Here is a 25753-nt window from a genome sequence, read left to right as displayed (position 1 = left end):
GGAAAAGTGCGAGCCACACAGGCAGGTGCGAGTCGCACGGGTAGGTGTAACTCGCACGGACAATCAAGAATGGACGAAGAATGGACAAAGAATGGACGAAGAATGGACAAAGAATGGACGAAGAAAGAACGAAGAAAGAACGAAGAATGAACGAAGAATGAACGAAGAATGAACGAAGAATGAACGAAGAATGAACGAAGAATGAACGAAGAATGAACGAAGAATGAACGAAGATAAGACGGAGATAAGGCGGAGATGAGAATATTTGAGAAGAGGGAGTTGCTCAATGAAAGATGGGGTTTTTGAGGGGATATGATGTGGTTATGATAAAAAAGTGAGGTAAAAAGTTTGTATATAAAAATAAAGTTGTATCTTTGCACCTTGAAAAATGAACAATTGATTACTAAACTTGTAGAAAATGAGAAAGTTAAAAGAATACGATATTTCTTTTGCAGGCTTGAAACAGGGGAGACATCAATTTGTTTATGAGATTGACAAAGCGTTTCTACAACTGTTTAATTTTGACGAGGTGAATGATATTCATCAGCAGGTAATCGTTGATTTAGACAAGAAGAGCAACTTGTTGGAACTGCATTTTCACAACAGGGGTACTGTGAATGTGAATTGTGATGTTTCTAATGAGCCTTTTGACTTGGCAGTAGAAGGAACACTTTTTTTGGTGGTGAAGTTTGGTGAAGAGTATAATGATGACGATGAAGAAATCTTGATACTTCCTCACGGAGAATACCAACTGAATGTGGCACAATATATATATGAGCTTATTGTGTTGTCAATCCCTGCTAAGCGTGTACACCCTGATGTTTTGAATGGGACGATGCACTCGGTGGTATTAGATAAATTGGAAGCACTTGCTCCAAAAGAGCACCACAATGCAGTGACTATAGACCCGCGTTGGGAAAGTTTAAAGAATTTAATAACAGATAAATAATATAAAGATTTAAGTAATGGCACATCCTAAGAGACGACAATCAAAAACAAGAAGAGATAAGAGAAGAACCCACGACGTAGCGGTAGTTCCTCAAATAGCAAAAGATCCAACAACTGGTGAAAACCATTTGTATCACCGCGCACACTGGCACGAAGGTAAATTGTACTATCGTGGGCAGGTGCTTGTGGATAGTACAGAAGAAGCAAAATAGATTTGCTTCATCTGATTTTATAAGATTATAAAAAAAGAGAACAATATTAATATTGTTCTCTTTTTTTGCTTTGTGAGGGCGATTTGCAAATCGCCCCTACAATATAACTAAAGGAAATTGATTGTCAAGATAGTCTACTCTGACAAAGGTCGTAGCACGACAAGCGATTAAAATTTTGGGAAAGTAATACTGATTGTAAAATGATTGTACTGTGAATTAGCTTTTTTGGGTGTCTTCTTGAGCGTCTTCTTCTAAGAAACCTTTGGCTAATAGAAGGTTGTACCATTGGATTATTTTCTTAATATCGCTGGCATACACACGGTCGCGGTCGTAATTAGGGAGTACTTGAGAGAAATACTCTTCGAGAGTAGCTCCATCGGATTTTGGAGAGATACGCGCTTCTTTTCCTTCTTCAAAGTTCTTCATATTAGTAAAAACTTCGGTGAGAGGCACTTCTTTTTCGAGTGTATAAATTGCGATTTCAGACAATAGGCTCACGTTGTTGCGAATGCCTACTGATATACGCTTACCATCGGCTAACGAAGTGGCTAAGAAGCCAGAGCGCGTTTGAGTTTCTAAGTGATATAAACCAGGTTTGCCAGAAATGGCTAATACTTTTGTTAGATTCATTGTATTTATTTAAGAGTTAAAAAGTTAAGAGTTAAAAGTTATGAGTGTTACTAATTATAACTGTAAATTAGTGTACTATCTTTTGTTTTTGGCATCAAAGAATTTCATTCGGTAGTCTACCTTTACCTTTCCTTTACTGATATTAGCCAGCTTACTTTTGATGAGTTGGCGTTTAAAAGAAGAGAGTTTATCGGTGAACAGAATGCCTTCGATATGGTCGTATTCGTGCTGAATGATACGAGCCGCGAGTCCGCCAATGGTAAGTGTTTGCTTATTAAAGTCTTCATCAAAGTATTCAATGGTGATTTGCTTGTGCCTGCTAACATCTTCTCGTACGCCAGGAATACTGAGGCACCCTTCGTTGAAGTTCCAAGTATCGCCTGTTTCTTCTACTATTTTGGCATTGATAAAAGTTTTTTTGAAGTCTTTTAAGAAAGTTTGCTCTTCTTCTGAAAGCTCATCGTCATCGGCGAAAGGAGAGGCATCTACCACGAACAAGCGTATAGAGAGACCTACCTGAGGAGCAGCGAGCCCCACGCCATAAGCGGCATTCATAGTGTCGTACATATTAGCAATCAGTGTTTTGAGTTGAGGATAATCAGGGGGGATTTCAGTTCCTACCTTTCTGAGCACTGGGTCGCCATAAGCAATAATAGGTAAAACCATTGTGTTTTAATTTGTTTATCGGGCGCAAAGGTAAGAATAATTTGGAAATTAGCAAATGAGGAAATGAGAGAATGAGGAAAAATTGTTGTATCTTTGCACCAGAAAGAAAAGCTACACAGTTATACCGTGTAGTGTTTTTCCTTTTTTTGGAAAGAATGGAGAGAAAAACTCTTAATAAAACGCCTTTTTATTTAACAGAATACAAAATGCACAACAAGATAGTGTAAAAGACGCTATCTGTTGATTTGCAGTATGTTTAATGTGTAAAAAGGTAATTTACATTGTATACTACTGTGTTAAATAATGTTAAATATTTGTGTGGAGTATATTATATAAAATAAATATCTTACTTTTGCGTTTGAAGAGAGAGGTGTAACTATTATACAAAAAGATATATGAGGCACCTTTATATATTATAAGATTTCAAGCAACAATATTAATAATTTCACTATTGCTATACTGCAATAGCATAAATACAAACATAACTTCCATATGAAAAAGTTATTACTATTACAATGTTTCTTTTGGGCGACTCTCTCAGTTGCCTTTGGGCAGAATTATATTCCTTTTAGTATTCGTTACCAAGGTACTGTAAAGGGGGATATGATTGTGGTTGGGAATACTATTCTTAGTCCACAGGGCAATCAAGACTATACAGGTACGCACGCTGATAATTCACGCATTGAGATGAAGTATATCAATGTGGTGCCTGAGTCGGGGGTGTTTAACTCGAGTTCGGCAACTGTGCCCGACCCTAATCCTGCCTCTACTTGTAAAAAGGTAGTGAGGGCGTACCTCTATTGGGCAGCTGCTTATACCGAAGAGAGACTTGCCAACCAAACGAATCCTCGCTTAGAGAGAAGTAAGTTTGCGAACGTAAAATTTAAAGTAGGTTCGGGAGCTTATCGTGATTTGGTAGGGGAGCGTGTATATGATGGTAATGATATAGTGAGTACCTTTGGAGATAATTATAGAGCTCAACGTGCCTATGTATACCGTGCCGAGGTGACCAATTATCTCAATGGTACTATTGCTAATACCTATACTGTAGGGAATATACAAGCACCTAATGGTACAGAATCTACAGGTGTAGGTTATGCAGCTGGATGGACGCTTGTAATAGTATATGAGGACTTGACCCGTGAAGCCCGTAATATTACGGTATTCGATGGTTTTTCAGTAATAAATTTAAGAAATAAGGATAATAACCCTACTATTAACATATCAGGGTTTAAAACTGTACCTACCGGACCTGTAAAGGCTAAGATAGGCTTTGCAGCTTTGGAAGGTGAGTTAGGAATTGAAGGAGACCAGCTCACAATGAGAAGAAGAGATGGTGTTTACGAAGCACTTACAGTACCTGGTCGACCTTCTGATAACTTCTTTAATAGTACTATCACCAATGAAAATGGTGCTAACACGAACCGCCGACCTGCTTCTACCAACTTATTAGGGTTTGATGCGGGTATTTTTGAGTTGGCTAATAGTGGTAAAACTTTTTTAACTAACAACGATACTTCTGCTTCTTTTAAACCTACTACAAATGGTGATTCTTACTATCCTTTTATGTTTGCTTTTAACGTGGAAGTGATAGCACCCCATATTGTAATGGAGAAACGCGTGCTCAGCAGTGCAGGTGCCGATATTACAGGGCAAAATGTGCAAATGGGTCAGTCGTTACGTTATAAAATACGTTTCCAAAATATAGGGAATGACGATGCTAAAGATGTACAGATTACTGATATACTTCCTGTAAACTTACAAGATTTTGATGCTACAACAGCAAATATTTCGAAGCCATCAGGGGTAAGCTATACTTATATACCAGCCTCTCGTAAACTTACATTTAATATTCCTGAGAGTTTAGTGAAGAAAGGAAGTACCGTACAGGAACTTTCTTTTGGTATAAAAGTAGTGAACGACTGTAACAAATGGCGTGATGCGTGTTCTAATGTAGTAGAGAATAGAGCCTCAGCAAGCTATAAAGGAGTGTCTAACCCATCGACACCCTTAACAGCAGGTAGCTTCAATACACAATTTACAGCTTGTAACGGTGGGGTAGAAGGACCGTCTAACTTTATTGTAAACCTTGATTTTACCAACTGTATGTTTAAAGCTACTACGGTATTGTGCGAGCGCACGGTTACCTTGGAGGCAGGAGCTAACTTTGACTCTTACAAATGGGAAAAAGTAGGCGGAGGTACTATAGGAGGTAATTCACGCACCTTAGTAGTAAGTGAACCAGGTGTGTATAAAGTAACGAAGACTAAAGCAGGTTGTGCTACAATGTACGAAGAGCACACTGTGAACCCTAATGCTTATGCTAATGCAGTACATCCTATTAAAGATTTGCTTTCGAAAGGGAAACTAAATGGTGAGGTGTACATCTGTGCAGATACAGGGGGTACTGAGTATCCACAAGTGTATTTGTGCGGGGGTAGTACAACAGTGCCTGTAAGTCTTAAAATTACTGGGGCTACAGCTTATCAGTGGCAAAAATTGGGCTCTTGTGGAGCTTTACCACCTACCCTAAGCAAAGAATGTCCACCTTCTAACGACAACTATAACTGTAACTGGACAGATATAGGAAATAGTGGAGACATTACTTTGCGAGATGAAGGAGTATACCGTTTGGTAGTTACTTATGGCAACTGTGTGTCGCCTTATTACTATTTCCGTATTACCAAAAACAATGTAGACCCACAATTGGTAGGTCGAGACCTTATTTGTAATAAAAACGGTAGTATTACTGTGAATGGGGTGCCAGCAGGATATGAATACGGTTTGAAGAAAACAGGTTCTACTGGCTGGGTGAAAACCTATCAAAGCAGTAATGTATTTGATATAGTAACTCCAGACAACTATACCGTGTACGTACGCCAAGTACTTACTACTACCATTACTACACAACCTTGTATTTTTGAGAAATCAATACAAATAAACAAACGAACTCCTGCGATGACTGCCAGCGTTACACCTATGGCTTGCAGTACCAGTAAGGGAGGTATACGCGTACAACTTAGCGGTAACCCTTATCCACCTTTTACTTATACTATTCGCAATAACAACGCTACAGGTGGAGTGGCTTATACTACGGTTACCAATACTACCGACTTAAATATTACTAACCAGTTTACTGCTGGTAATTACTATATAGAGGTAACGAGCCCAGATGGTTGTAAATTTACTACTAGTGTGCGTATTGATAAAGTGCCAGACCTTAAAGCTACGGCTTCGGTATTGCGACACTTGAGCTGTGGCAGTGCTATAGTGCGTGTAACTGCTGAGGGAGGAAAGACTAACAGACCTAATGGCTATGGCTATAGTAACGATGGAGGAGCTTCCTACCAAAATAACTTCGCAAATAGTTATTACGACTTTACCTTTACTACTGCAGGGGTGAAAAACTTTAAGGTGATAGACGACAACGGCTGTATTGCTGAAGCTTCGGCTACTGTGAATACTTTGCCTACACCTGCTATCACAGCCAACTATACCGTACAAAACTGTGGTGATAGAGCAAAGATAACTATTAATGAACCTACTAATGCTTCCAGCTATAACGTATTACAATACAGTATAGACGGAGTGAACTTCCAATCAGGGCGAGACTTTCCGAACTTACAGACGGGAAGAAACTATACTCCTGTATTACGCTATGGTAACGGAGGAGCAGGAGCTTTATGTACAGTTACAGGTGCCACTATTACTATTCCTACTTTTGTGGGAGGTAACCTTATTGCTTCAGCAGGGGTAGAAGAATTGGTAGGTTGTGACACAGGAGTTAATGCCGGTAAAGCCCTCGTTCGTTTCTCGAACGTACAAGGTGGGCAAAAACCTTATGAATTTAACTTTGGTGATGGTAACTGGACTACCGATATGAAAAAATGGATGTTACCAGGCACCTATAATATGGCAGTACGCGATGCGATAGGTTGTACTCGTGAAAACATAAAGGTAACTGTAGCCCCAAGAATTCCAGAACCAACCTTTACTCCTTCACAAATTACTTACGACTGCCAAGGACGCGGTTCTCTTACGATTACTAATAACAAAAATGATTACAAATATAAATATTACGTAGACGGTCAGCCTACAACCGATAATAACTTTAAGAATCTTGCACCAGGCGTACATACTATTACTATTGAGTATGCAGATACGAATCCTCTTACCAAAAACGTACTCTTTTTTGAGGACTTCGGTACAGGGCGCAATGGTGGTAATGAATATATTAACAAGAAATACTATCTTGAATTACAAAATGGTTCAATGCCTAGAAACGGTTATGGGCAACCTTGGCCTAGTGGCGTAAACCCTGAAGGCCCATACGTTGCTGATGGTGAATACGTAGTATCACAAAGACTAAATCCTAATAATCCTGCTTGGATGCAACCTAATGACCACACAGGATTGGCTAATGGACGTATGCTCTTTGTAAATATTGGTAAAATCTTAGGACAAGAGGGGGCAATACTTTATCAGAGACCCATAGAGGATTTGATTCCAGGTAAAGAGGTTATTTTCTCAATAGCTTTGATGAATATGTTGAGATTTAATGACCCTCGTTATCCTGTGGGAGCTCCGGATATTGCGATAGAACTTTATACTGACCAAGCAGCTATAGATGCCCGAACACCTTTGGATAGCTATCGCATTACACCACCTATTAGAGGAGCTCGTGATGCAGATGATTGGACAGTAAGGCCAAGACCATTAAACCCAGGAAATCATACTAAACTTATAGCAGTTGTACGTTCTTATAGTTTGATAGAAAGCGGTAATGACTTGGTTGTAGACGATATCTACCTCTACCAAGAGCCAAAGGCTTGCGGCTTTACCTATACAACTACTGTAACAATTGCTAACGACAAGGCTTTCGACGTAGACCCTGCTACTGAAAAGATTACGCAACCTAAATGTAATGGAGAGCAAGGTAGTTACCAAATAGGCTTGAAAAATGCCCCTACTACCTATTACGTACAAAAAGATGGAACAGGTAGTTTTGTAGCTACCACAGGTAATCCTTTCAGATGGGATAACATACCTGCGGGTGCTCATACCGTGAAAATACGTGCAGAACAAAATAATCCTAATTGTGAGGCAACACGTACTTTCAATATTGCTAACCCCGTAGCTATTACTGTTTCAGTACCTAACAATGTATTGATAGGTTGTAACCCATCACGTGTAGAGGTAACTGTTACTGCCAATGGCGGTAGTGCTCCTTATAGTTATGAGCTATATAGAGGTGCTACAAGAATAACGGGTTCTAACAATCCTAAGTTTGTAATTACACAAGCAGGTACTTACAGGGTGGTAGTGAAAGATACTAATAACTGTACTAAAGACGCTACTTTCAATGTGGTGAGTCCGAATACTATTAGTTTGAGAGGTACTTCGGGTACAGCTAACGACTTCTGTACAGCTGCTACTTCACAAGCAAAAGTAGAGGTAGAAGTGACAGTAGCAGGAGGAGGAAATAATGCGCCTTATACATTCCAACTCAACGGAGTGACTAAGGCAACCCAAAATGGTACTAAATATACATTCACAGGTTTAGGAGTAGGCAACCATACTTTCACTGTTATAGATAAATATGGTTGTACCGCTACTTATAGTAAGGCTTTAACAACTCCTGTAGTTATAGATGGCTCAGGAGCACAAGTAGCCAAGGATATTGCCTGTGGAAGAAATGAAAATGAACGCAAGGGAAGAATTACCTTGAAAGTAAAAGGAGGTACAACGCCTTATACTTATACTGTAGAAAAAGTAGGTGGAGGTATCGTAGTAGGAAAAACTCCTGTACCAGCTAATAATACCGTAGTATATGAAACTGCTCAGGTAGGTACTTATAAGATAGTAGTACTTGACAGCAATAATTGTAGGGTAGAATCTTCGGCTACACTTAGAGCACCAGCAGCTGTAACTGCTAATGTAACCTCTACTGACGTATTATGTAAAGGTACTAATAATGGTTCTATATCTGTAGTTGTAACAGGTGGTAAAGCACCATTTACTTTCTACCTAAATGGTAATAACCTAGGAGGAGGTACTTCAAAAGAATTTAAAAACTTGCGACCAGGTTCTTATACTGTAAAAGTAGTAGATGCAAATAACTGTACGTATGAGACAACACGAAATATTAGTGATGCGCCCTCTGAACTTAAAGGATTTGTAGGTGTAGCAGAGCTTATAGGTTGTGGTAAAACAGGACCTACAGCAGGTAAAGCAAAGATTAAGTTTACTAACGTATCGGGTGGTCAGCCTCCATATTCGTATAAATATGATGGTAACTATACTTCTTCATCAGAAGGTTGGTTACCAGCGGGTAGACATACCGTTTATATAAAAGATGCGAGAGGTTGTGAATTGCCATTGCAAGTAACCGTAGACCCCGTTATTCCAGAACCAGCAGGATTTACCTATACTGCTACGGACTTTGATTGTAACGGTAAAGCTACTGTACAGTTTAAGACTTCATCACCTACCTCTTACGACTATGAGTATGAAGTAGATGGTAAAAAGGCAAAAGGTAGAATTGCTAATATTGCAGGCTTAGCACCGGGAACTTATACCGTAACGGTACGTTATAGAGATTTGAACCAATCGCCAAGTAATGCTATTATAAAAGAAGATTTTGGTACTGGTAAAAAAGATAAGTGTATTCCTAATATATCACCCTTCTTGACCTGTGCTCCATCTATTACTTTTCCAGCAGGTCCAGGACACTATGTAGTGGGTAATAAGAACTCTCGATTTATATCAATAGGGGATGTAGACCGTGCGGGTGTACCAGGTATATGGACGCATCCAAACCCACGTTCAGGAAATCCTGAAGATCTTTTCTTGATAGTGGATATAGGAAATGTAAGAAACCAAGACGTATTGTATTGGAAAGATGTAAATGATATAGACCCTCATAGGAAAGTACAATACGAGATGTACTTATATAACTTGTTTAAACCTTATAAAGGAGCTCAAGAACCAGACGTACAAATACGCTTGGTGAACAAGGCTAATAATCAAGTGTTAGACTTTAAGAATTCAGGTAAATTAGCACACCACAACGATCCTAATAACTGGGTGAAATTTGAAGGAGAGTTAGATCCTAAAGGAGCTACTTCTATAAGAGTAGAAATACGTACTAATAGCTGGGCTGATTGGGGCTGTGACTTTTTGGTGGATGATATATTTGTATACCAAAGACCAGATGTGTGCTGGCAAGAAATGACTAAGGTTATTACCATACCAGGTGATAGAGAGTTTAAGGCAGAAATGACAGCTAAGACAGATGTAACTTGTTATGCAACGGGAACAGCAAAAGTAACCTTTAAGGTACAAAACATAGGCGCTGGTAATTATAATGTAGTAGTAGATGGAGGAGCTCCTATTTTCTCAAACCAAACAGCGGGTACTATAGTAATCCCTAACCTATCAGTAGGTAATCACATCATAGAATTTAATCACAGTGGTAACTGTAAAGTAACTCGTACAGTTACTATCACACAACCTACTCAGCTTACTCTTAGTGCTACTATTACTGAACCTGCAATGTGTTCTAACGGACAACAAGCACGTGTAACCCTTATAGCAAATGGAGGTGTACCACCTTATCGTTATCAGTATACAGTAGGAGGTGGAGCAGGTAGGACACAAACTACACCTATTTTTAGCAATATACCTGCAGGAAGTGTAAACTTTAAGGTAATTGATAAGAATGGTTGTGAGGCTACTTTAGCAAGCAACTTGAATATACCTACCCCACAAGCTGTAAACTTTACCCTTTCGGCTACTGATTGCTACGAAGGAGGTAATACAGGTGAGGTAACCGTGAAAATAAATGGAGGTAATGGTGGTTATAAAGCGAAATTGAACAATGGTACTCCTGTAACTTTAGCAACGGGAGTTACTGCTCACACTTTTACAGGACTTACTCAAGGAAGCTATAGAGTAACCGTTACTGACCAATACGGTTGTAGTGCAGTACAGAATATTGTTATTCGTCCTACTTTGAACACCAGTGTGAAGGTAACTAACGAAAGTTGTGTGCCAGGTAAGATAGAAGTAACTGCAACAGGAGGAGATGGTAATTATACCTATGCTTTTGCACAAGGTTCAGTAACTACTGTTACAGCAGGAACTTTTGGAACTACCAATACTTACAATGTACCTACTATCACAGGTTCAGTACAGACTTATACTGTATTTGTGAAGTCTGATCGTTGCGTGAAACGTCACGAAGTGGGGGTACGCAAAGCACCAGCTGTTACCTTCGATACTGAAACGATAACACCTACTTGTCAGGGTTCAGGTAACGGTAAGATAGTAGTGAAGCATATTACCGGTGATGCTAACTTTACCGTACGTTACGGTAATACAGGTACTCCAGTAATTGCTACTTTCACAGGTATTGCAACTAATACTTATACAATTGACAACTTGGTGGCAGGAGCTTACTCTATTACTGTAACCGACCGTTACGGTTGTAGTGCAAGCAAAAATGTTACCTTGCAAGATATGCCAGCGCTTACTGCTAGCATTACGGTACCATCTAGCCCAGGAGATTGTATCACAGCAGGTCAAGCAGTATCTCTTACTCTTACAATGTCTAACGAGGCGTGGAATGCTTATAGAGCAGGAGGTAACCAAATATATTATAACTATAATGGAGGTACTTGGCATCCAATGCCAACCAACCCATATACTTCAGCACCTATATCAGGGGTGACTGAGCCGGGTAAAACAGTACGGGTGCGTTTTGCTACTCGTCCAGCATTAGGAGGTTCCGATATTTGTAGTACAAGTGCAATAGATTATGTAGTGCCACGTCCGTTAGGAACAGTGAGTGTAACTACTGATATAGGAGATTTCCGCTTAGGTTGTATTACAGCAGGTAAGACTTACTTTACTGCTACAGTAACTGTGAGTACAGGTAATCCTCCATTCCGATATAATGTAAATGGAGGAGCTTGGTCAGCACCTACTCCGTCAGGAACCTATGTCTTTACTAACTTGATAGTAGGAAGGACTTATACTTTTGGAGTGATAGATGCAAATAATTGTGAAACTGAATTTACTGGTGATATTTATGCTAATGTAGCTACACCGGCAATGACAGTGATTGTTTCGCCACAACCTGCTTGTCACGGAGGTCAAGGACAAGCTACCTTTAGAATCCACCGTGAGTCACAATACACAGGAGGTTCTCCAGCGGGTACACCACTTACTTGGGTGTTATATGAAAAAACACCAGGAGCAGGTTTAGGTAATCCAATTGTGAGTGGTACTGCTGTAATGCCAGCACCAGGTAATGATGCTACGAACGTTACCCCAGCAGGACCTCATAGCTTAGCACCTAACAAGACTTACTATGTGGTAGTAACAGAAGGTACTTGTGTATGGGGTAGTCGTGATGCTCATATTAGAGAGTTAGGTACTCTTACTGCTACCGTATCAGCAAGTACGCAAATTACTTGTGATAGCAATGGTGTATTAGAAGTGTTGAATCCATCAGGAGGTGGAGGTACTTATACATATAAAGTAACTCCTGTAACTCCAGGTGTAAGCTTTACGGTGCCAATAGCAACAGGAAACTCAAGAGTACAGATTATTAAGGATAATATAGCAACTCCACCAATGCCTGTTAACCCAGCTTTACCATATTCGTTCGCTGTGAAGTTAACAATGGAAGACCAATTTGGTTGTAGTGCAGATCTCGGTACTCATACCCTTACAGTACAGCCAGCACCTAAGATTAATAAAGTCAAACTAATGGGTTGTGTGAATGGTTCTATCAGTTTGACTATTGAACCACAAGCGAAAGCACCAGCAGGCTCTGGTACTTCGGCTACAGGAGCAGAACTCAACGGTTATGAATACTCAATAGATGGTGGTTTGGATTACCAAGCAAGTCCTACTTTTGGCAACTTGGTAGCAGGTGCTTACGACTTGCAAATCCGCGATAAGGCAACAGGCTGTATAGCAACACTTACCTATACCGTTACTGCCAACTTAGAAGCTGAAGCATCACTTACTAAAGCCTTAGGTTGTGGTGCGACAGGAAATGCTGAAATTACTATAAAAGTAGACAGAGGAACTGGTAACTACACTTATGCTATTACAGGTCCTGCAGGTTATACAGTAGCTTCTACAGCTATCCCACAAGTGAGTGGTAAATATGAGGCTAAAGTAAATAATATCACTACAGCAGGTGTTTATACCGTAACAGTAACTGATGTTAATGCCTCAGCAGGTTGCAACACCTTTACTAAGACTATAACCGTGTTGCCAGCAGAGTTACCACAAATAGAAACTGCAGTGAAATCAGTAACTTGTAGTGGAGGTAATGATGGTGAGATTTACATCACTGAGAAGAACGCTACTATAGGAACATTTAACTATACGAATGTACCTATTGTAGGTCCTGCTGGTTCTACACCTCTTTGGGCAGCTGCTACAAGAACTTACAGTAATTTGAAAGCAGGCGTGTACACAATTACAGTAGATGCTAATGGCTGTCAAGCAGTTTATACAGTAACAGTTGCAGAACCTAAACCAGTAACTATTAGCAGTACACAAATTGTGACACAACAGTTTGCTTGTACAGCGAGTGGTACAGCACAGCAAGCTACTATTAGTGTACCTAATGGAGCTATCAGTGGAGGTACCCCACCATATACAGTAGAATTTGTATATACAAGCCCTGCAGGTACTATCACTAGTACAGGCAATACTTTCACGGTGGGAGACATTCGCGGTGGAATAGTAACCATTACGGCTACCGATATGAATGGCTGTGCTACTACTACTACCCAAATGATTAAACCTTTTGAGGCATTAGACCCAGAACAAGTGAGTGTAACCGTACAAGGAACACCAACTTGTAACGCTCCAATACAAGTGAAAGTGGATATAGTAGCTGCACCAGGTATGCCTCCACTTACACAAAGTGAATTGCGTTACTATATGGGAGTTAATCAGCCTACTGTACCACCAAGTGCAGGAGCACCTTGGACAACAAATAATGTGTTCTCTGTAAATCCTAAGCAAACTTATACGTTCTGGATAGGTCACGCAGGTACAGATTGTGTAGTGAAAGCATTGTATGTAGCACCAGATCCAAATACGTTCCGCATTGTGAATCCACAAATTAAGAATGTTACTTGTAAAGGCAATAACGATGGTATAGCTACCTTCACATTGAGTAATACAGTAAGCACACATAACTATACTGTGAACTTAATAGCTTCAGGAGGAGTAACACCACCTACAGTACCAGCTGTATCAGGAGCTAATCCTATCTTTACAATTACAGGTTTGAAATCAGCTACTTATACAATGACAGTAACAAGTAGTGGTACAGGTTGCGTACAAACTTATACCTTTAATATATCAGAAGCTGACGTTGCTCTTACAGCAAGTATTAGTGTTCAGTCTATCACTTGTTTAAGTGCACCAAATTATGATAATGGTGAAATAGAGATTACCAATGCTACAGGCGGTTGGGGTGGATATCAGTACTATGTAAGTACTACACCACCTACTCCAACAAGTGCTGTATGGTCAGACACTAATGTGTTTACAGGCTTAACAGCGGGCACTTACCACGTAGCTATACGCGATAGAGGAGGTTGTATGGTAACGCTTAGCTCGACAGTGGTACTTGCTAATCCTAATAACATTATAGGTACTCTATCTATTACAGCACAAAACTGTACACCTAACTCAGGAGAAATAACTGTACAGAATGTAACAGGTGGTGAAGGACGCAATTATACTTTCCAACTCATTAGAAATGGAGTGTTACAAGGAGATACACAAACAAGTACTGTATTTACAGGCTTAGGAGCAGGTACTTACCAAGTAGCTATCAGTGATACTTGGGGTTGTACCGCTACCCTTACTCAATCGGTGACTTTGTATGACCCAATTGATAGTGCAAGTATAGGAGTAGTATTTATCAAGCAAATTACTTGTAATCCTGCAACAGGAGCTACTTTATCAGTAACTCACCAAGGAGGTTCAACAAACTTGCGTTATACTTTAACTAATAATGCTGGAGGTACTCCACAAGTAAATAATACAGGTATATTTACAAATGTAGGTGCAGGTGTTTATAAAGTATCAATTGCTGACCTTACTACAGGTTGTGCTACCGTAACAGGTGCTGATATAGACGTAACAGATGCTATGCCTGTGAACTTTACTTATACCACTACGGCGGTAACTTGTCACGGTGCAAGCAACGGACGACTTGTGATTACCATACCAGGTACACAAATACAAACCGATTACCAAATTAATATTGCAGGAGCAGGAGGAACTCTCCGCAGTGAAACGGTGAACGTAACACCTAAAGATATTGAATTTGATGCAATGCCAGCAGGTGTATATACAGTAACGCTTACCTCATCACGCAATTGTACTGCAACTCAGGTAATTACTATTGGTAAACCAGATGAATTGGTAGTAAGCAGTACAACGGTGACTACACACTTCAAATGTGACGCCAATAATAATGCACAACAAGCTATCATTCAAGCAACAGGTCGCGGTGGAACAGGTACTTATACTTTCAACTTTGAAGTGTTTGACGGTACCTCTACTACTACCTCAGGTTGGGTGAACCATACAGGAGTATACAGTGTAACTAGCAATGGTACTCACACTCAAACAGTAATAGTGTATATACGCGATGCGAACGGTTGTCAAGCTGATAACAGTGCGAACCCATTAGTAATACCGCCATTAAAACGCATTACTAGTATTGATGTGAACCGAACAAGCCAAATAAGCTGTAACGCTACCGAAAGTATTACCTTAACTATTAATGGAGGTAATAACAAAGGATATCGTATAGAAGTAACCTCTACAGGAGCTGGAGTGGCTATCCCAAGTACACAAACGCTTACCGCAGGAGTGAACACAGCTAATATAGGCTTTAATACACCTGGTTACTATGAAATGAAAGTAATAGACCTTGAAACAGGTTGTTATGCTACCGCATCGCATACGGTTATAGATTTCAGCGATATAGAAGTAACTGCTGCACAAACCAAACCAGTATCGTGCGTAGGAGGCAATGATGGTGAGATTACCCTTACTGTAAAAGGTTATCAAGGTATTTATAACTATCAAGTGCTTGATGCGACTACCTTAGCTCCAACAGGAATAACAGGAACTGTACAAGCAAATGCGGCTACTGAGAGAAGAGAGGTAATTGCAGGTTTATCGGCAGGAACATATGTGATAAGAGTAGTGGAAACACAATCACCATACTGTACAGTAACCACTACTTCGGTGATGGTATCGGCTCCTACACGAGCTTTGACAGTGAGTCCTACTATTACAAATCGCATCACTTGTGAACCTAATGATAATAAAGGTGCCTTCAGTATAGATGTAACAGGAGGTTGGGGTGATTATCAATACCGCTTGTTAGTGGGAGGAACTCCTCACGCTACTTATGGTACCTATACCACCACTACCTTATTTGAAGGATTGACTGCCAATACCTATACGGTAGAAGTAACAGACCGAGGAGGTTGTTCAACTACTACTAATGTAGTAATGGCACCACCAGCACCTATTTCGGCAAGCATATCACCAACTACTGTTTTGAATTGCTTCAACGATAGAACAGGAGTAATAACAGTGGTGAGCCCAACAGGAGGAAGTGGTAATTACGCTTACGAATTGTGGAATGTGGGAGGTGCACAAATAGGAGGTGCACAAACTAGCACTACTTTCACTAACCTATATGCAGGTTCATATAACGTGAAGATTATAGATGGTTGGGGTTGTGATGTTACTATTCCAGTAACCATTGATGAACCTCGTGAAATGAAGGTAACTGCCTCAATTGCTAAACCGCTTACTTGCTTGCAACAAGCTACTATTTCAATTACTGTAACAGGTGGTACTCCAGGTTATACTTACTATATGGTAGCCAACGGTACAACTACTACAACACTTACAGGAAATAGCACTCAAGCAGGAGTAGGAGAGTACGAGTTCTATGTGATAGATAGCCACGGTTGTCAATCGAAGTTGTCTAACAAGATAACGATAGAAGCATTACAACCATTACAATTACACGTAGATACTTCTGAGGCATATGTAAAATGTAATGGAGATAGTACAGCTAAGATTACTTTCTCAGCCACTGGCGCTTTGGGTAATTACCAATACAAATTGTATAAAGGAGGTGTAGCACAAACAGCTACTGCCACCCAAGAAAATGCTACTGATTGGGCATTTGGAGGTTTGTCTTCTGGTACTTACCAAGTGGAAGTAATTAGTGTAGACTGTGTACAAACTAGTACAGTTATAAATATTGGAGAGGCAGGACCACTTTCAGTAGCTACTGCAAGTACTGATATTAGCTGTAATGGTGAAGCCGATGGTACTATTTCGGTAACCGTAACAGGAGGTACAGGAAGAATCCTTTACGCTATCAGTCCACGATTAGACCGATTTGTAGATAGTGGTTACTTCACTAAATTAGCAAGAGGTAACTATATTGTAAGAGCTCAAGATGAAAATGGTTGCTATACTGATACTACCTTTGAAATTAAAGAACCTACTTTATTAGAGGCTTCAATAGACAAGATAACTGATGAGGTATGTAAAGGTGGTAATGATGGTACAGTATCTATCACTATCAAAGGAGGAACTGCTTCTTACAGTACTTCAATAGATAATGTAACTTGGACAGTAGGCAAGACCCTCTATACGGGATTAGCTTCTGGTACTTACACTATCTACGTGAAAGACGCTCGAAGCTGTACTACCGAAGTATCGGTAACAATCAAGGAAGGGGTAGACTTACAAGCTACTGCTACCGTAGAGTACAGTTGTGGTAATAATACCGTAGTGAATACTATTGTAGCTTCTTCTAATTCAAAATATGCAGGATATGTATCATATAGTATAGATGGAGGAGCACCACAAGCTTCAGGACGCTTTATAGTAACACCAGGTACTCATACTGTTACCATAGCACATAATAACGGTTGTACACGTACTATAACGGTAGATGTAGAAGCTTATACAAATCTTACAGTATCGTCTACTAAAACTGATATGAGTTGTTATGGTGTGAATGATGGTACGATTACTTATGCAACCACAGGTGGTACAGGAAGCTATACATTTACTATCTCACCAGAGGCAGGAACTTTTGATGGAACTAATAAGTTCACTAACTTGCCAAAAGGACAATATATTGTGAAGGTGAAAGACAATGTGATAGGCTGTGAAGTAGAACGCACCTTTACCATTGTAGAACCTGAACAGTTGATAGCTCACGCAAGCACCGTAACAGAAACTTGCTACGGCACTAATGACGGAGCTCTAAGCTTCCGATTCACAGGTGGACGTGCACCATACAACTATACGTTGAAAGACCCATCAGGTAATGTGATAGGAACTTCAAGCAGTGTAGCAACAGGTACAGTAGTATCTAGAACAGGAATAGCACCAGGTAGATACCAATTAGAATATGGTGACTCTGGTATCTGTTCACAAACCTTAGAAATAACAGTAGCCGCTGCACCAAGCATCAATGCTACTTTTGAAAAAGGCTTTAACTGTTCTACTGTTTCTACTACTTGGACGACAGGTTACTTGATGCTAACGTTCAACAATTTGGACGGTGCACTCACACGAAGCAATACAAGCTATGCTATCAATAGTACTGATGCGCGTGATGCGAGACCATTTGAATCGTTTGACGGTAATAGAGCTAAGACAGCTCCTATTGAACCAGGAACGAACCAATATATAACTGTATTCTATCGCGGAGCAGGTGTAGCATCTACTTGTCAGGAAACTATTGCACAACGTTTTGATATAGAACGTTACCCAGGATTGGAATTGAAAGACAAGAGCGACCCACGTGAATTGAACCTTATAAAAGTAGAAGCAAGAGGAGGTAATCCTCCATACACTTACTACTTTAACGGAAGTTACGAAAATGGAAGCAATGAGTATACTCTTAAACCTACTGACCCAACCAGCCGTATAGTAAACGGAAGAGTATACAAAGTGGTAACCGCTACTGTACAAGATGCAAATGGTTGTGAAGCCGACTTGCGCATCGAGAAAGAGTTTATGAAGTCAGTACCACCTAACTTCTTTACACCGAATGATGATGGTAGCAACGATGGTTGGGATCCTGATAGATTCCGCAGTTATCCAAACTTGACTGTAGATATCTACGACCGCTACGGACGTTATATCACAACGTTGCGTTCAGGACAAAAATGGGACGGACGTTATGACGGTAAAGAATTACCAGCGGGTGACTACTGGTACGTCTTGAAGACTCACGAAGACGGTGAAGATGCACGAGAATATATGGGTCACTTCACATTGTATAGATAGTAAGTAATATCTATAATAAATAAAACCCCTGCGAAGGAAACTTCGCAGGGGTTTTTTATTAAAAGTAATAAATAGTTTAAATTCGTTCAGCAATCCAGCGAGATATGAACGCAGGTTTAGGAGCACCTATTTTTTGTGCGTACAGATAAGTTTCTACCAAGTTATGAGCATCGTCGATGTATTTACCTTTGCTTTTAAATCCTTGCATTTCGTCTCCCATAAAAGTTTCGGATAAGAAATTGATATCATATTCTTTAATAACAAACTCGCGATGGTTGCGCTCTGTCATCATATCGAGTGCCCACTGAGTGTATTTTACATTATTTACGTGTGAATTGACATCTAAATCGCTTACACGCACTTTAAAATCGTTTACTTGATACATACCTTCGGGGAGATTGATACGGTCGGTATGGAAAGAGAGTCCGCCTTCGGTACGAGGAGAGAAGATTTCTTGGCGGTCAGTAAGCTCAATGGGGCGACGTGTCTGAATATCTAAGGTAATCCAAGTACTAGCACATTCACCTATTTTTTGGTCGTTGCAAAAAAGTTCGAATTCGCGAAAAGCATACACTCCTTTTACAGGGAGAGACCACGTTTTGACGGTGATACGTTCATTCCATTGAGGCCAATAGTGCATTTTTAGTTTTTGCTGTATGAGTGCCCAAAAGAATCCTTTTTTTACTAACTCTTCATAACCGAACCCTAAAAGTGAAGCGTGTTCGGCAGCGATATCTTGCAACATACCTAATACGCCATATAACCCGAGTTGATTGTTAAGGTTTACTTGTGTGCTGCGCACTTTATAAGTTTCGGTGAAAATTGTTTTATCTTCCATAATATACTTTTAATGATAATTTATTTTTGAATATGCAAAGATATAAAACTATTTTCTATTTACTTACTTTTTATGGGACAGAATAGAGCAAACGCACAAAATTTTCTTTAAAAAAGAATTGTACCTCTGACGGTACAGAAATTGAAATAAAATAGGTGTGTGAGCCATACGAGCGGGGAAAAATGAGAAAATGAGGAAATTAGAAAATGGGGAAATGAGGAAATGAGAGAATGAGGAAATGAGAGAATGAGAGAATGAGAGAATGAGAGAATGAGAGAATGAGAGAATGAGAGAATGAGAGAATGCCAGAAATACTAATAATTAACTTTGCCAAAGGTGCGAGCCGCACAGGCAGTCGTAGCACGACGGGCGATTAACTTTGGCAAAGTGTTTACTCCTAAAAGTGACACATCTGAGCTATCGGAAGGAAACGGAAGATTTCAGAAGAAGGTTGAGAGGAATTTTGGTGAAAAAAGGGTGTAAGGAGGGTGGGGTTAGCTTATAGAGAGCTTATAGGAAGCTTATACGAATCTTGGACGATTGGTATAGAAAGGGTATATAAATAGTTGATTCATAATATAATACAACAGTGCTAAAAATGTTAAAAACAGGGTTTCGAGACGAAAGAAAGAGGAAGAGGCACTAGGCCTTAGGCCATAGGCACTAGGAGATAACATCCCCCTTTACACATACCCAGCTGTCGCTGGCTACCTTCAAAGGGGGGAATGTAGGAACGGAAAAGCGGAGGAAACCTCCCCCCTTACACATACTCCGCTCTTGTAAGGCAAATACTCAGCTGTGTCTGGCTATCTTCGAAGGGGAATATAATGACGGAAAAGTGAGAGGTACACTGGCGGAGGTTCGTAGGAGTTTTAGGAGAAGCTCAGAGGAGTTAGGTCGTCGTAGTGCGACAGGCAATTTAAAAATAATATTATATATTGAGGTAAGAAAAGTGTAGCTTACGCTATAAAAAAACTACAAATCTTTACAAATCAAAGAGAAAGGCAACAAGTTGCCTGAAAGTCTCGCACAGATTACACGGATTGCACGGATAGCCCAATTGACAATTGATAATTGACAAATGTGATAGACACGGATTGGCAACTGCGTTGCTGGATTTCACAAATTACAATGTAAATACAACTTTATATCAGTATTATATATATTGAACTGACATTTACTAATAGATGGTTACTGATGCAATTCTACTGGGAGACGATAATTAATGCCTTTGTGTAGCAAATATTGCAATTGGAGGTCTAACTTTTGGGTGAATTGTTGCCAATCACGCTTAGGCATCTCTGTCCACCCTGCTTCGGATAAGGCTAAAGCGCGAGGATAGGTCATATAAAAAGCGCGGAATACATCTTTCACACTTTCGCCCCACAAAGTAGCTTCAACTCCTAAAATATATTGCTTTTCTTCTTCGGCTGTGAGCGAAAAGGCGGGATTAAATTCATATACGCGTTGTAGGGTCAGGGTAGGCATCCAATCTACATTAGGCAAATCGTTTTTGGCTTGTGGATAATCGAAGTAGGCGTATTCACCGGGGGAACAAATCAGTTTGAAATTATCTTTTTTAGCGCGCTCCAATACTTGCGGAGTAGTACGCATTCGCCATAGATACATCACACTATTTTTCGGATAGGAGGGGACTTCTAACTCTAACCAAATAAGAGGACGCTTGTGGTTTTTCTCTAATGATTGATTTACCCTTTTGAAAAACTCACTCATCAGTTGTTGGTTATTGGTAGTGTGAAGGCTTTGTTTGAGTTTGAGAGTAGGGGAGTGTTCAAGCCACTTGTCCATAGGGGCTTCATCACCCCCGATATGAAAATAAGGGGAGGGGAAAATAGTTGATAATTCGGTAATGACATCATCGATGAATGTAAAGACTTCTTCTTTGCCTACACACAACAAATTCTTAGAAACACCTGCGGTAGTGCGTACCCCAATGAGGGTATCGTTGCAACTGAGGAAAGGATAAGCAGCTATGGCAGCATCGCTATGACCTGGTACATCGAACTCAGGCACTAACTGTACGTTGCGCTGAAGAGCGTATAGTACGAGATCTTTTATTTGCTCTTGGGTATAAAAGCCTTCGTTATTGCGTTTAGAACCTTCGAAATCGGAACGTTTGCTCCCTATTTCGGTGAGTTTAGGATATTTCTTGATTTCTATACGCCACCCTTGGTCGTCGGTGAGGTGCAAATGTAAGTAATTGAACTTGTAATGAGCCATTACATCAATGTATTTTTTAATATCGTCTATCTTCCAGTAATGCCGAGCGGGGTCAATCATTAAGGCACGATAAGCAAAACGAGGCGCATCGGTAATGGTAAGACAAGGCAAAGATTTTTTGTGTGTTACCTCTGCCCCAAAAACAAGTTGGTTGAAGGTTTGTTCGGCATAGAACTTTCCTGCTTCGGTAGCAAACTTGATGATAATTTGGTTAGGTTTGAAGATAAGCTGATAGCCTTCGGGATTATTGATGAACTTATCCTGTATATAGGTAATTTTGGTACTTATCGGACAAGTACCCTTATGATAAGTTATCTCATTAGGCTGTGGTACCACATTGATTTGTGCGGAAAGTGGTAAGGCTAAAAATAGTAAGATGTAAAATAGTTTAGACATAATATAAGAAAATGAATGATTATAAAAGTATAAATGCTTCCCTCTCTCCCCCTTAAAGAGGGGGAACTGTGGCGATGCAAAAGAGGCTTTGGTAATATTCTGTTAGGGTGCATTAATCAATCTTTACATTCTTAGTGCGTTCTAACTTAAAACGTTCTTTATTCCAATGAAAAGGTTTGAACTCTTGATTTTTGATAATTTTATTATTGCGGTAAATGAGATTCTCTACTGATTTGGCATAGAGAATAGGCTCATCAAAAGTTTCAAACACATTGTTTTCAATAGTAATATTAGAATGGAAATACTTTTGTTGTGCTTCTAAGTTGGGGATTTCGGGATAGATGGAAATGATAGCGTTCGTAAATTGATAATTAGCGGTAAGTGCATTGATGAAGTGGTTGTTTTTGATGATAACATTGTGGCAAGCACCTGTTTCATACCAGCCATTACAATCGCCACAGAGTAAGATAGCAGTGCCGTGAGTATGGTCGAAGGTGTTATTGGCACAGACGACCTTTTTAGGAGTGCTAAACAGTGCCCCACGAGCCCGATTGTTACGCACTATATTGTTTTTGAAAATCACCTCAGGTGTCCAAGTAAGGTTTTCTACCCCACAAGGTGTATCGGGATTTACTTCGGTAGGTAGTATTTCATCAAAAGTGATTTTAAATATCTTAGCACCTACTTCGGTAGGTTTATCAACGGCTTTAATAGCTTGAATGCGATAGGTTTTATCACCGATAACGTCCATTGTCTTGGAGGCAATGAACTGCACTTTATCACCTACATTGCCCCAGAGGAATCCCCACGATTGGGGGTGCATATACTGCGCTTTGATAGTGTGATTGTCTTCACGAGCTATTACTTTTAGGTAAGTGCCGTGTACGTTAATAGCATCATCAGCCATACCTTCATAGAGTCCGTTTTCAGAGCGTATGAGTCCTTTGCAAGCAGAAAAGTGAGTTGCATCGGCTTGGGTAGTGAAATAGCGTTCGGTGCCTTCTTTTAAAGCTACGCGAAAGCGGTTGAGGGTTATATTTTCGGTGAGTTGCGCTAAGAGTCCCATACCTTGGGTGTTATGCACAGTTATATTTTCTAACTTTACGTTCTTGCTTTCAGTAACGAAAATGGCAGGTGTAGGACGTGTGTAGGTGCGCAATACAAAACGCTCTCCTTTTTCCAAATAAGGTTTAGCACCTATGCCTTCGATGCGGAACTCATTAGGAGCTATTTCGGTAATTTTAGTAGGGTTAAAATTTACGTCAGCTCGCTTATAAGCCAAACGTTTGTCAGCTCTGAATATCATACCTCCAAAGGGAGTTTCTTCATAATCTTCGCCAGTGAAGAAGAGTTTCCCGTCCTTGATTTTATAGTTTCCTTCGGGGTATAGTTGGGCTTTTACCGTGTTATTTTTTGCATCTACTTCGGTAATGTGCAACTGACGCAAATGAGGGGTTGCAAAGTCTATCGAAAAGTTTTTAAGAGTGATATTGGTACAGTTTTTCACTACGATAGGCAAGATAGTGCCGTGAAAGAGCCATTCGCTGTTACTGCCGTCAATCACTACATCGTTTAAGTTTTCGAGATAAAGTCCTACTTTTTTGGGATTGGTTTGGTCGTGGTTGGAGATGTAGAGTTCTTTATCGGTAGTTTGGTTGAGATAAAAATGATAGGTATCCTTGTTAAGGACGATATGTTTATGGCTACTTACTTCCATTTGAGCGGGTGTAGCAGAGGTAGTAACGGCTGTTTTGCACGATGCCAAGCATAGCAATGCGGTGCATAGGGCAATGGAAAGAGTTTTCATTATTTTCAATAGATAATAAGTTAAGAGGCTGTTTAAAAAAGGTTTGTTTTGTAGGGGCGAATGCAATTCGCCCCTACAAGTTAATAATTAGGATTTTGAACTAAAATACCTCTGTTTTTATCAATTTCTGATTGAGGTAGAGGCCATAGATAGTGTTTGGATTCAAACTTACGTGCTACGATACCGTCAGTAACATTGTTGAGCACTTGAGGGGCAATTTTCCAACGTTTAAGATCGAAATAGCGCTCGCCTTCAAAAGCCAATTCCACCCGACGTTCGTGGCGAATGCGGGTTCTCATATTCTCTTTAGAAAGACCTGCTGGTAGATTAGGCATTCCTGCTCTTGTGCGTACTTGGTTTATATAGTTATACACTTCGGCAGAGGCTCCTGAAAGTTCGTTTTCTACTTCTGCTTTCATTAGGAGTACATCGGCGTAACGCATTAGTACCCAGTCTTGTTGGCTTTGGGTAGAGTATTGATAAGGGGCATCTAAGTTAGGAGACAAGAATTTTGCTAATCCTATATTGGTAGCACGTGCATTGCTGGGTGTTACGTAAACGCCACGGTGCAAGAACTTATCTACGAAGATCGTCTTTGCCATACGTGGGTCACGACTTGCCATAGAGGCATTGGTGAAAGTATTGATATCTATCTTACCATTAGTTTGTGCTACGGCAGTAGCGGTGGTGCCATTGGCATTTTCGAACTCGTTTATAAAGTTAGCTAATGGAGAAACTACTATCCAATCGCCATACCATAAATCAGCATTTGTATAGTTGTTGGGAGCAAGATATTTGACTGACATCATTATCTCAGGACAACTTTCTTGTTTTAAATCGAAAAAGTTATCGGAGAAATCAGTTGCTAATGAATAACCTGAAATAGAGGCTAACACTGTTTTTGCTTCTTGCATTTTGGCGGCAATGGCATTACCACTGTCGTCATAGGCGGTATACAAAATCAATCGCGCTTTGAAGGCTTTAGCAGCGTTGCTCGTCCAACGTCCTTTTTCAACGCTATAAGGTTGAGAAGGCAAGTTGGCAATAGCAAAATCGAGGTCTTGCATTATGAAGTTATACACTTCGGTAGCAGGACTTTTGGCTTTGAACTGGGTATTTAAATCTAATACCTCGTTTATAACAGGTACATCGCCATAACAGCGGTAGAGATAAGAATAGAAGAAAGCGCGTATCATACGAGCTTCGGCTTCATTTCTCTTTTTAGTATTGGCATCGATACCAGAGAAAACTTCTAAGTTTCTCAAGAAGATATTTGCACGCATTACAGCTTTGAGACCATAAGTGTATACATTGCTAACAAAACCTTCGGAATTGGCATAAACATTACCTTGCGATAGCCCAATGGTCATACCATATTGGCCTTCATTATGTTGCCCATAAGCATTATCGGTAAGGTTATCCCACGTAGGAAGACCTTGCGCAAAGTGAGGGTGTTGCATAGCACCATAACAAGCGGTGAGTGCCATTTTATAGTCACTTTCAGTTTTCCAAAACGTACCAGAAGAAGGTCTGTCGTTTGGATTAAGATCTAAGAAATCTTTATTACAAGCCGTTAATAACAACACTGTAACGAAAAGTGTCAGTATTTTTTTCATATCTTTTCAA

General features: G+C 40.0%; 10 protein-coding genes. 4 read left to right on the top strand and 6 right to left on the bottom strand.

Annotated elements, in window-relative coordinates:
* Positions 1-6 precede the first annotated feature (6 nt).
* From COCH_RS12115 to rpmF, 3 genes are all read left to right on the top strand, one after another.
* Positions 7-150, top strand: a complete 144-nt coding sequence (locus COCH_RS12115; protein WP_167524718.1) for a hypothetical protein — start codon at positions 7-9, stop codon at positions 148-150.
* A 268-nt stretch (positions 151-418) separates the two neighbouring features.
* On the top strand, positions 419-949 hold the full coding sequence (locus COCH_RS01055; RefSeq protein ID WP_012796972.1) for a YceD family protein: 531 nt from the start codon (positions 419-421) through the stop codon (positions 947-949).
* Positions 950-965: 16 nt separating this feature from the next.
* Positions 966-1160: a 50S ribosomal protein L32 gene (gene rpmF, locus COCH_RS01050; RefSeq protein ID WP_002673108.1), complete on the top strand. Its 195-nt coding sequence runs from the start codon at positions 966-968 to the stop codon at positions 1158-1160.
* A gap of 216 nt (positions 1161-1376) precedes the next feature.
* On the opposite strand, the gene COCH_RS01045 is transcribed toward rpmF, so the two are convergent.
* Together COCH_RS01045 and def are read right to left on the bottom strand one after the other, a co-directional pair.
* Positions 1377-1790, bottom strand: coding sequence for a DUF5606 family protein (locus tag COCH_RS01045; RefSeq protein WP_009421271.1), 414 nt, complete (start codon positions 1788-1790; stop codon positions 1377-1379).
* Between the two features lie 75 nt (positions 1791-1865).
* Complete coding sequence (gene def / locus COCH_RS01040; RefSeq protein ID WP_012796971.1) at positions 1866-2456, bottom strand: peptide deformylase; 591 nt, start codon at positions 2454-2456, stop codon at positions 1866-1868.
* Positions 2457-2948: 492 nt separating this feature from the next.
* On the opposite strand from def, the gene COCH_RS01035 reads away from it, so the two are divergent.
* Positions 2949-18845 carry a T9SS type B sorting domain-containing protein gene (locus tag COCH_RS01035; RefSeq protein ID WP_012796970.1) on the top strand — a complete coding sequence of 5299 codons (15897 nt, stop codon included), beginning with the start codon at positions 2949-2951 and terminating at the stop codon, positions 18843-18845.
* 76 nt (positions 18846-18921) lie between these two features.
* Here the strand turns inward: COCH_RS01035 and COCH_RS01030 are convergent, their stop codons facing one another.
* The 4 genes from COCH_RS01030 to COCH_RS01010 all read right to left on the bottom strand — a co-directional run bounded on the left by COCH_RS01030 (position 18922) and on the right by COCH_RS01010 (position 25743).
* A complete protein-coding gene (locus tag COCH_RS01030) occupies positions 18922-19683 on the bottom strand; it encodes an acyl-[acyl-carrier-protein] thioesterase (protein WP_009410646.1) in 762 nt (253 codons plus the stop codon).
* Positions 19684-20874: 1191 nt separating this feature from the next.
* The gene (locus COCH_RS01020; RefSeq protein WP_012796969.1) at positions 20875-22320 is read right to left on the bottom strand and encodes a beta-N-acetylhexosaminidase; all 1446 of its coding nucleotides are present in this window, start codon (positions 22318-22320) and stop codon (positions 20875-20877) included.
* A gap of 112 nt (positions 22321-22432) precedes the next feature.
* The gene (locus tag COCH_RS01015) at positions 22433-24037 is read right to left on the bottom strand and encodes a right-handed parallel beta-helix repeat-containing protein (protein WP_455423499.1); all 1605 of its coding nucleotides are present in this window, start codon (positions 24035-24037) and stop codon (positions 22433-22435) included.
* Between the two features lie 170 nt (positions 24038-24207).
* Positions 24208-25743, bottom strand: coding sequence for a RagB/SusD family nutrient uptake outer membrane protein (locus tag COCH_RS01010; protein ID WP_012796967.1), 1536 nt, complete (start codon positions 25741-25743; stop codon positions 24208-24210).
* Between the last annotated feature and the right edge of the window lie 10 nt (positions 25744-25753).

Origin of the sequence: Capnocytophaga ochracea DSM 7271 (assembly GCF_000023285.1) — a bacterium.
GTDB lineage: Bacteria > Bacteroidota > Bacteroidia > Flavobacteriales > Flavobacteriaceae > Capnocytophaga > Capnocytophaga ochracea.
This window is presented reverse-complemented; position numbering and strand designations above follow the sequence as displayed.

Excerpts from the sequence above, each read along its gene's own strand:
- COCH_RS01045 (WP_009421271.1), bottom strand. The coding sequence starts at position 1,790 with ATGAATCTAACAAAAGTATTAGCCATTTCTGGCAAACCTGGTTTATAT.
- COCH_RS01035 (WP_012796970.1), top strand. The coding sequence starts at position 2,949 with ATGAAAAAGTTATTACTATTACAATGTTTCTTTTGGGCGACTCTCTCA.
- def (WP_012796971.1), bottom strand. The coding sequence starts at position 2,456 with ATGGTTTTACCTATTATTGCTTATGGCGACCCAGTGCTCAGAAAGGTA.
- rpmF (WP_002673108.1), top strand. The coding sequence starts at position 966 with ATGGCACATCCTAAGAGACGACAATCAAAAACAAGAAGAGATAAGAGA.
- COCH_RS01030 (WP_009410646.1), bottom strand. The coding sequence starts at position 19,683 with ATGGAAGATAAAACAATTTTCACCGAAACTTATAAAGTGCGCAGCACA.
- COCH_RS01010 (WP_012796967.1), bottom strand. The coding sequence starts at position 25,743 with ATGAAAAAAATACTGACACTTTTCGTTACAGTGTTGTTATTAACGGCT.
- COCH_RS01020 (WP_012796969.1), bottom strand. The coding sequence starts at position 22,320 with ATGTCTAAACTATTTTACATCTTACTATTTTTAGCCTTACCACTTTCC.
- COCH_RS01015 (WP_455423499.1), bottom strand. The coding sequence starts at position 24,037 with ATGGAAGTAAGTAGCCATAAACATATCGTCCTTAACAAGGATACCTAT.
- COCH_RS01055 (WP_012796972.1), top strand. The coding sequence starts at position 419 with ATGAGAAAGTTAAAAGAATACGATATTTCTTTTGCAGGCTTGAAACAG.